Annotated in this window: 9 protein-coding genes; 7 read left to right on the forward strand and 2 right to left on the reverse strand. The window is 72.3% G+C overall.

Annotation, left to right across the window (positions count from 1 at the left end; genetic code table 11):
* Positions 1-188: 188 nt before the first annotated feature.
* The 6 genes from ABZ573_RS06110 to ABZ573_RS06135 all read left to right on the forward strand — a co-directional run bounded on the left by ABZ573_RS06110 (position 189) and on the right by ABZ573_RS06135 (position 8,231).
* Positions 189-3,203, forward strand: a complete 3,015-nt coding sequence (locus ABZ573_RS06110; protein ID WP_151453509.1) for a non-ribosomal peptide synthetase — start codon at positions 189-191, stop codon at positions 3,201-3,203.
* Positions 3,203-3,961 carry a leucyl/phenylalanyl-tRNA--protein transferase gene (locus ABZ573_RS06115; RefSeq protein ID WP_151453510.1) on the forward strand — a complete coding sequence of 253 codons (759 nt, stop codon included), beginning with the start codon at positions 3,203-3,205 and terminating at the stop codon, positions 3,959-3,961. Before ABZ573_RS06110 ends, ABZ573_RS06115 begins: the two co-directional genes overlap by 1 nt.
* 17 nt (positions 3,962-3,978) lie before the next feature.
* On the forward strand, positions 3,979-4,722 hold the full coding sequence (locus ABZ573_RS06120; RefSeq protein WP_225852040.1) for an N-acetyltransferase: 744 nt from the start codon (positions 3,979-3,981) through the stop codon (positions 4,720-4,722).
* Entirely contained in the window at positions 4,719-5,768 is a 1,050-nt protein-coding gene (locus tag ABZ573_RS06125) for a methyltransferase (protein WP_151453511.1), read from the forward strand. The genes ABZ573_RS06120 and ABZ573_RS06125 overlap by 4 nt, the downstream gene beginning before the upstream one ends.
* A 102-nt stretch (positions 5,769-5,870) precedes the next feature.
* Positions 5,871-7,595: an acyl-CoA dehydrogenase family protein gene (locus tag ABZ573_RS06130; RefSeq protein WP_151453512.1), complete on the forward strand. Its 1,725-nt coding sequence runs from the start codon at positions 5,871-5,873 to the stop codon at positions 7,593-7,595.
* 3 nt (positions 7,596-7,598) lie between these two features.
* A complete protein-coding gene (locus tag ABZ573_RS06135) occupies positions 7,599-8,231 on the forward strand; it encodes a hypothetical protein (RefSeq protein ID WP_151453513.1) in 633 nt (210 codons plus the stop codon).
* A gap of 28 nt (positions 8,232-8,259) precedes the next feature.
* Here ABZ573_RS06135 and ABZ573_RS06140 read toward each other — a convergent pair whose 3' ends face one another.
* A complete protein-coding gene (locus tag ABZ573_RS06140; protein ID WP_151453514.1) occupies positions 8,260-8,748 on the reverse strand; it encodes a pyridoxamine 5'-phosphate oxidase family protein in 489 nt (162 codons plus the stop codon).
* Between the two features lie 44 nt (positions 8,749-8,792).
* Positions 8,793-9,656: a 3-hydroxybutyryl-CoA dehydrogenase gene (locus ABZ573_RS06145; RefSeq protein WP_151453515.1), complete on the reverse strand. Its 864-nt coding sequence runs from the start codon at positions 9,654-9,656 to the stop codon at positions 8,793-8,795.
* A gap of 240 nt (positions 9,657-9,896) precedes the next feature.
* Between ABZ573_RS06145 and ABZ573_RS06150 the strand changes: the two genes are divergently transcribed.
* Positions 9,897-11,129 carry a cytochrome P450 gene (locus ABZ573_RS06150; protein WP_151453516.1) on the forward strand — a complete coding sequence of 411 codons (1,233 nt, stop codon included), beginning with the start codon at positions 9,897-9,899 and terminating at the stop codon, positions 11,127-11,129.
* Positions 11,130-11,387 lie beyond the last annotated feature (258 nt).

Raw genomic sequence — 11,387 nt, forward strand, 5'->3', positions numbered from 1 at the left:
GTTGAATTCGACGAAGGGTGGACCGCGCCTAAAGGACTACCCTGATGAGTAGTGTCAATTCTGGTTCCATGCTCATTCTGGTAGTCGGGGGAACCGCCGGCAGGCAGTAGTGTCGCCCGTATCGAATTTCGTTGGGTCAGCGGCAGGTAAATCCACGGGTACGACCGTGCTCACACCCGAGGGAAAACATGAACATCCGTACGCAACCGCGTGTCCACGAACTCATCGCCGTCCGCGCGGCGTCGCAGCCCGACCGGACCGCGGTCGTGCAGGGCGACGCGCACATCAGCTACGCGGACCTGGAGCGCCGGGCGAACGGCCTGGCCCGCCACCTCGTCGACGAGGGCGTCGGCGCGGACTCCGTGGTCATGGTCCACCTGGAACGCTCCATCGACGCCATCGTCGGCCTGCTCGCCATCTGGAAGGCGGGCGCGGCCTACCTGCCGGTGGATCCGGGGCTGCCGGACAGCCGGGTCGAGGCGTTCGTGAAGGAGACCGACTGCACCACCGTCGTCACCCACGGGCGCGACCTGGCGCGCTTCGCCGACCTGCCGGTCAGGGCGCTCACCGCGAGCGTCGCGGACGGCGCCGCGACCGCCCCGGCCGTGGCGGAGGGCGGCGGGGACGCCGCCTACATCATCTACACGTCGGGATCCACGGGTACGCCGAAGGGCGTCGTGGTCAACCACGACTCGCTGAGCTACCTGTGCGGGGAGCTGGCCGGCCGCTACGGCGTCATCCCCGACGACCGGGTGCTGCAGTTCGGCGCGCTCTCCTTCGACACCTCCATCGAGCAGATCACGGTCGCGCTGCTGGGCGGGGCGACGCTGGTGCTGCCCGAGCTGAGTTGGGCGCCCAGCGAGCTGCCGGAGCGGCTGCGCCACCACGGGGTCACCGTGATGGACCTGACCCCCGCGTACTGGCGCCGCTTCCTCGCCGAGGCCGGCGCGGGGGCCGGTGACCTGCCGGTCCGGCTGGTGATCGTGGGTGGCGAGGCGGTCAACGCGGAGGACTGCCGCACGGCGCTGGACCTGATGCCGGGGGTACGGCTGGTCAACGCCTACGGGCTCACCGAGACCACGATCACCTCCTGCCTGATGGACCTGACCGCCGACGTGCTGCCCGCCCGCGGCGCGGCTCCCGTCGGCCGGCCGCTGCCCGGCACCGTCGTGTACGTCCTCGACGAGCACGGCCGGCCGGTCGGCCCCGGCGAGCGCGGTGAGATCCACATCGGCGGTCGCGGTGTGGCGCGCGGCTACCTGACCGAGGACGACGCCGGCCGCTTCCGCGCGGACCCGTTCGCGTCCGAGCCCGGCGCGCGGATGTACCGGACCGGTGACCTGGGCGCCTGGACCGCCGAGGGCAACCTCGAGGTGATCGGGCGCATCGACCGGCAGGTCAAGATCCGTGGATTCCGGGTGGAGCCCGGCGAGATCGAGGCGGCGCTGGCGGCGCACGAGGGCGTCGACACGGTCGCCGTCACCACGTACGAGCACGACGGCCAGCGGCGCCTGGCCGCGTACCACACCGGCCCACGGCCCCTGGACGTCGCGGAGCTGCGCGAGTTCGTCAGCCGCCACCTGCCCGACTACATGGTGCCGACGGCGTTCGTCGCACTCGACGAGCTGCCGCTGAAGACCAACGGCAAGGTCGACCTGGCCGCGCTGCCCGCGCCGGGCACCGCGACGGTCGCTGCCGAGGCGGCGGACGACACGCCCGTCGACCTCGTGGAGCGCGGCGTGACCCGGCTGTGGGGGCAGGTGCTCGGCGTGCCCCGGGTGCTGCCGGACGACAACTTCTTCGCGCAGGGCGGCAACTCGATCCTCGCCGCCGAGCTGCTCGCGAAGATCCGTGGCTCCTTCGGCGTGCTCATCACCCAGGTACGTCCGCTGATCCGGCTGCTGCTGGAGGACGCGACGCCGCGCGGCCTGGCGCGGGCGGTGCGCGAGGCCCGGGAAGGCACGCTCGCTGGCGACGACACCCGCAAGCGGGTGGACTTCGCCGCCGAGACGGAGCTGGACGTGCAGGTCCGGCGCGACGTGTCCGACGAGCCGCGCTGGCAGGACCCCCGCCACGTGTTCCTCACCGGCGCCACCGGCTTCCTGGGCATCTACCTGCTGCGGGAGCTGCTGACGAGCACGGACGCCGTGGTGCACTGCCTCGTGCGCGCCGACGGGCCGAAGCAGGGCCTGGCCCGCATCCAGGCCAACGCGCGGCACTACTTCGGCGAGGACCTCGCCGGTCACCAGGCGGCGGGCCGGATCGTCGCCGTCCCCGGCGATCTCGCGGCACCCGGGCTCGGCCTGTCCGAGGCGGCCTTCGACGAGCTGGCGCGCACGGTCGACGTCATCCACCACCCCGGCGGGGCCGTCAACTTCATCTACCCGTACGCGCACATGCGGCCGGCGAACGTCGACGGCACCCGCGAGATCATCCGGATGGCCGCCCGGCACCGCAACGTCCCGGTCCACTACACGTCGACCATGGCCGTCGTCGCGGGCTTCGGCACCGCCGGCGTCCGGCACGTCGACGAGGACACCCCGCTGGCGTACGCCGACCACCTCTCCGTCGGCTACGTGGAGAGCAAGTGGGTGGCCGAGGCGCTGCTGCACCGGGCGGCGGAGCAGGGGCTGCCGGTGGCGATCTACCGGGCCGCCGACATCTCCGGCGACCGGGTCAACGGCGCGTGGAACATCGCCACGGAGATGTGCGCGATGAAGAAGTTCGTGGTGGACACCGGCACCGCCCCCGTCGCGGAGCTGCCGCTGGACTACACGCCGGTCGACGTGTTCGCCGCCGCGGTCGCGCACATCGCCCGGGCGTCCCGGCCCGACGGCGAGGTCTACCACCTCACCAACCCCGGGAAGGTCAACATCTCGGTGCTGGTCGAGCGCCTGCGGGCGCACGGGCACGACATCCGCGAGGTGACCTGGGCCGAGTGGCTCGACGAGATGGTGCGGGTCGCGGTCGAACAGCCCGACCATCCGATGACCCCCTTCGCGCCGCTGTTCATCGACCGCTGCGCGACGGGCCAGATGAGCGTCGCGGAGATGTACCTGGAGACGACGTTCCCCGTCTTCTCCCGCACCAACGTGGAGCACGCGTTGCGCGGCAGCGGCATCGAGATCCCGACGGTGGACGCGGAGATGCTCGACCGCTACATCGGCTACCTCACCCGCACCGAGTTCCTGCGGGCCGCGTGATGGGCTGGGAGACGCTCGACCTCACCCACGCCCCCACCGAGGGCCCGGTCGCGTTCGGCGACGACCTGTCCGCGACGACGCTCCTCGGCGCCTACCGGCACGGGCTGTTCCCGTTCCCGGCCGACACCGAGGAGCGGAAGATCGTCAGCGAGTTCACCTACGAGGCGGACGTCGCCGCCGGCCGGATCGCGGTGCTCGCCGGGAGCGCGGACCCGTACGCCGTCGCCTGGTGCTCGCCCGACCCGCGCCCGGTGATCCACGTCGACCAGGCCCGCATCCAGCGCAGCCTGCGGCGGCAGCTGCGCAACAAGGTCGAGTGGACGACGACGCTCGACGTCTGCTTCGACCGGGTGGTCCAGCACTGCCGCGTGGGCCGCGAGCCCCGGTGGCTGACCGACCGGCTCGTGTCGGCGCTGCGCGAGCTGCACGTGGCGGGGCACGCCCACAGCGTCGAGGTGTGGGAGGGCGACGAGCTGGTCGGCGGCACGTTCGGCGTACGGGTCGGTGGCGTGTTCAGCGCCGACTCCCAGTTCGCGCTGCGCAGCGGCGCCGCGAAGGTCGCGGTCGCGTGCCTGGTGCGGCGCGTCGCGGAGAGCGGCGGCGTGGCGGTCGACGTCCAGCACGACGGCGACCACGCGAAGCTCATCGGCGCGGTCGCGGTGCCCCGTACCGAATACCTGGCGCTGCTGCGCAGGCACGCCGACGACCACTGCGCCATGCCCGCGGACCCGCTGCCCGCGCGCAGCCTGGCCGCCTGACCGAGGGAGGTGACCCCGTGCGCGTGTTGACGCTCGCCGAGCGACCGGACCTGCGGGACGCGATGCTCCACATGGAGGCCTCGTGGCCCGAGTACATCCCGCCCGAGCCGATGGTGATCGGCTGGGCCTTCGACCGGTACCCGGAGCACCAGCTCGTCGTCGTCGAATCCGACGACAAGGTGGTGGCCCGCGCGGCCGGCGTGCCGTTCGCCTGGGACGGTGACCCGGCGAGCCTGCCCGACACCGGTTGGGACGCGGTGCTGGGGATGAGCATGCTCGACACCTCCGCCGGCCGCGACCTCACCGCGCTGTGCGCGCTGGAGATCGCCGTGGTGCCCGGCATGCAGGCCCGGAACATGTCGGGGCGCGTCCTGGCGGCGGTCAAGGACAACGCCCGCCGGCACGGCTACCGCGACGTCGTCGGGCCGGTCCGGCCCAGCGGCAAGCACGCCGAGCCGCACGAGCCGATGCCGGGGTACGCGGCCCGGACCCGCGACGACGGGCTGCCGGCCGACCCGTGGCTGCGCGTGCACGTCCGGGCGGGCGGGCAGGTGCTCCAGGTCTGCCCGGCCTCCATGACGATCTCCGGCAGCCTCGCGCAGTGGCGCGACTGGACCGGGTTGCCCTTCGACACCAGCGGACCGGTCGTCGTGCCGGGTGCCCTGACCCCGGTCGCGGTGAACGTCGACCACGACCACGCCGTCTACGTCGAGCCCAACGTGTGGGTTCGACACCCCCTCGCGGAAAGGCATGCCTCATGACCAGCACCGTTCCGGCCACCCTGGCCTCCAAGATCCGCAACCGTGCCGCCCTGATCGAGATCATCGGCGGCTACATGGCCTCGCAGTCGCTCGCGCTCGCCGCCGAGCTGAAGCTCGCCGACCACATCCACGACGGCCGGGTCACGAGCGCGCAGCTCGCCGAGGCGACGGGCACCCACGCGCCGTCGCTGCACCGGCTGCTGCGGACCCTCGTGGCCATCGGCGTGCTGGTCGAGCCGGCGCCGGGCGAGTTCCGGCTGACCGAGGTGGGCGAGCAGCTGCGCACCGACTCGCCGAACACGCTGTGGGCGTTCACCCGGTTCTTCACCAACCCCACGCTGTTCGCGTCCTGGCAGCAGGTGCGGCACACCATCGAGACCGGTGAGTGCGCCTTCGACCACGTGCACGGCAAGAACGCCTACGTGCACCTCGCCGAGAACCCCGAGCTGTCCGCGCTGTTCAACGTGGCGATGGGGCAGGAGTCGAGGGCGTCCGCCCAGCTCGTCGCCGACGGGTACGACTACTCCGGCGTCCGTACCGTCGTGGATGTCGGCGGCGGCGACGGGACGCTGCTCGCCGCGATCCTCGGCACCCACGCCCACCTGCGGGGGGTGTGCTTCGACAGCGCCGCGGGCGTGGCCGAGGCCGCCGGCGTGCTCGCCACCGCCGGTGTCGCCGACCGGTGCGAGATCGTGGCGGGCGACTTCTTCTCGTCGGTCCCCGAGGGCGGCGACCTGTACATCATCAAGAGCGTCTTCCAGGACTGGGACGACGAGAACGCCCGGAAGCTGCTGGCCACGGTGCGTGCCCACATCCCCGCCGACGCCACGCTGCTGATCGTCGGATCCGTGCTGCCGGACACCGCGAACACCGACAACCCGGTGATGTTCTACACGGACATCAACATGCTGGTGACCGCCGGCGGCCGGGAGCGGACCGAGAGCGAGTTCCGGTCCCTGCTCGCCGAGACCGGCTTCACCGTCGAGTCCTGCGGCCACGGCGCCGCGGGCCCGCTCTCGCTGATCAAGGCCGTGCCGGCGCGCTGACCCACGTCGAGGACCGGGCCACGGGCGCACCCGCTCACGCGAGTCGAACGTGGCCCGGCCCGTGTCCCGATCCAGACCCACCCGCGCAACGGGGAGGCAACGATGACCAGACCGAGTTTCGGCAGCGAACTCCTGCGCGGCAGGCTGCGGGTCGACCTGCTCGACCCGCTGCCCGACGCCGGGCTCGACGCCGACGCCGAGGCGTTCCTCGCGCGGCTGCGCGCGTTCTGCACCGACAAGGTGGACGGCCGGCTCATCGAGCGCGAGGACCGGATCCCCGACGAGGTGGTCGACGGCCTGCGCGACCTCGGCGCGTTCGCCATCAAGCTCCCCAGGGAGTACGGCGGGCTTGGCCTGTCGGGGGTCTGCTACCACCGGGCGCTGATGATCGTCAGCACGGCGCACTCCTCGCTCGGTGAGCTGCTCGGCGCGCACCAGGCGATCGGCCTCATCCAGCCGCTGCGGCTGTTCGGCACCGACGCGCAGAAGCGTGAGCTGCTGCCGAGGTGCGTACGCGAGATCTCCGCCTTCGCCCTCACCGAGCCCGACATCGGCAACGACCCCTTCCGGATGCGGACCACCGCCACCCCCACCGACGACGGCGGTTACCGCCTCGACGGGGTGAAGCTGTGGACGACCAACGGCACCATCGCCCACCTGATCGTGGTGATGGCCCTGGTCCCGCCCACGGAGAGCGGCCCGGGAGGCATGTCCGCGTTCGTGGTGGAGGCCGACGCGCCGGGGGTCACGGTGGAGCACCGCAGCTCCTTCCTGGGGCTGCGCGGCCTGGAGAACGGGGTCGTCCGGCTGCACCGGGTCGTGGTGCCCGCGAGCCGCCGGATCGGGCCGGAGGGGCAGGGGCTCCAGGTGGCGCTCGCCGCGCAGGACACCGGCCGGCTGTCGATGCCCGCCGTCTGCGCCGCCGCCGCCAAGTGGAGCCTGAAGATCGCCCGCGAGTGGTCCGGCGTACGCGTGCAGTGGGACCGGCCGATCGGCGAGCACGAGGCGGTGGCGAGCAAGATCGCCTACATCGCGGCGACCGCCTTCGCGCTGGAGGCCATGGTCGAGGTGTCCGGCCGGCACGCCGACGCCGGCGTGCTGGACACGCACACCGAGGCCGAGCTCGCGAAGCTGTTCGCGTCGGAGCAGGCGTGGCGGATCGTCGACGAGCTGATGCAGATCCGGGGCGGCCGCGGGTACGAGACCGCCGAGTCGGCCGCCGCGCGCGGTGAGCGCGGCGTCCCCGTCGAGCAGCTGTTCCGGGACCTGCGCATCGGCCGGATCTTCGACGGCTCCAGCGAGGCGCTGCGCGTCTTCGTCGGGACCGACGCGCTGGCGGACGAGGAGGGCCCGGCCGAGGGGTCCACGCCGTTCACGCCGCCGCCCGGCTTCGGCGACCTGGCCGGGCACCTGTCGTTCGCCGACGCGACGAGCGCCGAGATGGCCCGGCACCTCGCCGACGGCCGGGAGCGGTGGGGCGAGGCGGTCGCCGAGCGGCAGCTGTTCCTCGGGCGCGTCGTGGACATCGCCGCCGAGCTGTACGCGATGACCGCCGCCTGCGTGTACGCCAGGGCGCTCGGCGACACGGCGGTCGAGCTGGCCGACGCGTTCTGCCGCCAGTCCCGCCAGCGGGTGGCGGAGCTGCGCCGGCGGCTGCGGGACGACACCGACGGCGACGACGTCGCGGTCGCCCGGCGGGTGCTGGGCGGCAGCTTCACCTGGTTGGAAGAGGGCGTGCTCGACGCGTCCATCGAGGGGCCGTGGATCGCCGAGCCCGTACCGGGACCGGCGAGCGGCCCGAACCTGCACCGCACGATTCGGAGGTGACTAGTGGACGAGCACGTGGCAGAGCTGGTGGCACAGGGCCGGCGGTCGCTGGAGCTGGCGCCCAACCGGTTCCTGGAGCTGCTGGAGCGCGGTGAGGTGTCGGCCGACCGGCTGCGCGCCCTGGCCGGCGAGCTGCACCACCTGGTGTCCAGCGACCGGAGCAGCTTCGCGTTCCTGGCGGCCCGCTTCCCCGAGCCGCTGTTCCTGGCCATGGCGGGCGCCGAGGAGGAGGCGCTGGGCCTGCTGCCGGCCTTCGCCGCCGCGGTGGGCCTGGGGGAGAAGGAGCTGCGGGCGCACGAGCCGCGACCGCTGGCCCAGGCGTACCCCTCCTTCATCGTCCGGACCGCCGTGTTCGGGCCGCGGTCGGCGATCCCGCTGGCCCTGCTGGTCAACGTCGAGGAGTCGGGCGGCTTCTACGCCCGGATGGCCGATGCCCTCCAGGCGCGCTACGGGTTCTCCGACGAGGCGGTCGCGCACTTCCGCTACTTCGCGGAGACGCCGGACGAGGTGCTGGAGCAGGCGGCCGGGGTGGTGTCGACCGGCCTCGCGGCGGGCGACGACCCGGTGGAGGCCCTGCGCGCGGCGCGGATGGTGCACGCCTACGAGGCGGTGTTCTGGGCGACGATGGCCGAGTGACCCCGGGACCGGGGTGGACCCGCCCCGCTCAGGGCAGGTCCACCTCGATCCGGCGGTCGATCCGGTCCTCGATCCAGGTGCTGGTGTCGACGAGCCACACGCGGTCCACCGAGATCTGGTAGATCCGGTGCTCCGCCGGCGGCAGCAGCGCCGACACGGGCAGGGTGTACTCCGCCCTGCTCGCGTCGTCCGGCAGCAGGGCGTCGTAGAACGTCGCGTGGTGTGCGCGTACCTCGTCGGCGGTCAGCTCCCGGCAGGTGCCGGTGAACTGGGCGCCGTCGACCTCGGTGAGCCCGCCGTCGCCGGTGACGAAGAGGGCCCCGCTCACCGTCGGGCGGGCCGCCACGTGCCTGCTGTGCCGGGACTGGGTGGCGGAGCCGAACAGGAAGCGCAGCGGGTCGGGCAGCCACGCGTACTGGAGCACCGCCGTCCACGGCCGGCGGTCGGGGGAGACGGTGGACAGGGACAGGTACTTCGCGTCGGCGACGACGCGGTGCAGACGGTCGACGAGGTCCATGGTTCAGCCCACCTCCGCGGGGGACGTTGCGGCGGCGTACGCGCTCATCGCCCGTACTCGTAGAAGCCCCGGCCGCACTTCTTGCCGAGCATGCCGCCGGCCACCATGCGGGCGAGCAGCGGCGGCGGCGAGTAGTGCGGCTCCCGGAACTCCCGGTACAGCGACTCGCTGATCGCGGCCACGATGTCGAGCCCGATCAGGTCGACGAGGCGCAGCGGACCCATCGGGTGCGCGCAGCCGAGCGTCATCGCCTTGTCGATGTCGGCCACCGACGCCATCCCGGACTCCACCATCCGCACGGCGGAGAGCAGGTACGGGATCAGCAGCGCGTTCACCACGAAGCCCGCGCGGTCCTTGGCGCGGACGACCTGCTTGCCGAGCACCTCGGTGACGAACGCGTCGACGGTCTCGACGGTCCGCGGGTCCGTACGCACCGAGCCGACGACCTCCACGAGGGGGAGCACCGGCGCGGGGTTGAAGAAGTGGATGCCCACCACCTGCTCGGGCCGGGCGGTGACGCCGCCGAGCTTCACGATGGGCAGTGAGGACGTGTTCGAGCCGAGGATCGCGTCCTCGTCCTCGACGACCTTGTCGAGGGTGGCGAACACGTCGAGCTTGATCGACTCCTGCTCCGAGGCGGCCTCGACCACCAGCTGCCGGTCGGCGAAGTCCGTCAGGTCGGCGGTGAAGGACACCCGACCCAGCGTCGCGTCCCGATCCGCCTCGCTGAGCTTGCCCCGGCCCACCGCGCGGTCCAGCGACGCGGTCAGCCGCGCCCGGCCCGGTACGAGGGAAGCCGGCCGCGACACCGCGACGAGCACGTCCAAGCCGGCCCTCGCGCACGTCTCGGCGATCCCGGCGCCCATGACCCCGCACCCGACGACGCCGACCCGGCGAATCCTGTCCATGTTTGTGCCTCCGCACACGCGTTAACAAATGGGGTTGCCGCAGAATTCGGTGAGTAGGGCGGGATCGCCGCTCCCTGACACGTGTCGTGGTAGGACGATAGGTTGGTAGGCCGGCACGACGCAATGATCTGCGCCTTTGTCCAGGCGAATTCGTGGCGGGTGCGAGAAAGCGGTTACCCGACAGTTCCCGATCGACAGTTACCTTTCTCTGCGTTCCCTCACCATCGTAGGAGGCGCACTATGGTCGACTTCAGCGCTGCCCCCACCACCCAGATCGACAGTCGCGGCGGCAAGTGCCTGTACGCGCAGATCGACGAGTTCCGTGCGGCCGGCCCCGCAGTGGCCGTCGAGCTGCCGGAAGGCATGTTGGCCTGGTCGATCACCCGCGGCGACGTGGTCCGGCGCCTGCTGACCCACCCCGGGGTCTCCCGCAACGTCAAGAAGAACGTGCCCAGCTACACCCCCGGCGAGATCAAGTGGCTGTCGCCGTGGGTGGACGTCGAGTCCATGTCCACGGCGGAGGGCCGCGAGCACCAGCGCCTGCGGCAGCTCGTGGCGCCGGCGCTGACCCCGAAGCGGATCGACGCGATGCGCCCGCACGTGGAGCTCGTCGCCCGGCGGCTGCTCGACGACCTGGCGACGCACCCGGCGGACGAGCCGGTCGACCTGCACACCATCTACTCCCAGCAGTTGCCGACCAGGGTGATCTGCGACCTGTTCGGGGTGCCGGACGACCTGCGGCCCGAGGTGCTGCGGATCCTGCGCGTGGTGCTGAACACCGACAACGTGCCGGAGGAGGAGTCGGCCGCGGTCTACGTCGACATGAACGTCGCCATGCGTACGCTGATCGACCTCAAGCGCCGCGAGCCGTCCGACGACCTGACGAGCTTCCTGATGGCGGCCCGGGTGGAGGGCGAGGAGCCGCTCAGCGAGCAGGAGCTGGTCGACATGCTGCTGCTGCTCATCGGCGGCGGCAGCCAGACGACGGTGACGCTGATCGACCACACGGTCCGCGAGCTGCTCGCCAACCCGGACCAGCTGGCGACCCTGCTGGCCGACCCGGCCCGCTGGCCGGACGCGATCGAGGAGGCGCTGCGGGCGCACTGTCCGGTGGCGGCACTGCCGATGCGCTGGGCGAAGGAGGACATCGACCTCGGCGAGGGGGTCGTCATCCGGGCGGGCGACGCCATCCTCATCAGCTACCTGGCGCACGGCCGCGACCCGGCCGTCCACGAGAACCCGGACGTGTTCGACATCGACCGGGAGAACAAGGACCACCTCGCGTTCGGGGCGGGTCCGCACTTCTGCCCCGGCGCCCGCCTGGCGCGCCTGGAGGCGGTCGTGGCGGTGCCGGCGCTGTTCGCCCGCTTCCCGCACCTCGCGCTGGCCGTGGCACCGGATGAGATCCAGCCGCTGCGCTCGTTCATGGCGAACGACGTGGCGTCGCTGCCGGTGCTGCTGAACCACCGGTAGGCGGACACCACGCCGCCCGGCCCGCGCGTCGCGGGCCGGGCAGCGGTGCGGACCGCATCAGGCGCAGTGGCTCCCGACGGTCTCGCCGACCGTCAGGGGCCACTGCGCCTGATCGTGTCCTGGGCCGTCGGCGCGGTGCCGGCAGGCGGTCACGGCCGTGGTCAGTGGGTGAGTGCGGGGATTTGGATTTTGGCGTCGTGTTCGAGGATGCGTTGTTGGAGTTCTTGGAGGCTGCGGCCGGGTTCGAGGCCGAGGCCG

It is taken from the genome of Micromonospora sp. NPDC007220 (assembly GCF_040634035.1).
In the GTDB taxonomy this organism is placed as follows: domain Bacteria; phylum Actinomycetota; class Actinomycetes; order Mycobacteriales; family Micromonosporaceae; genus Micromonospora; species Micromonospora reichwaldensis.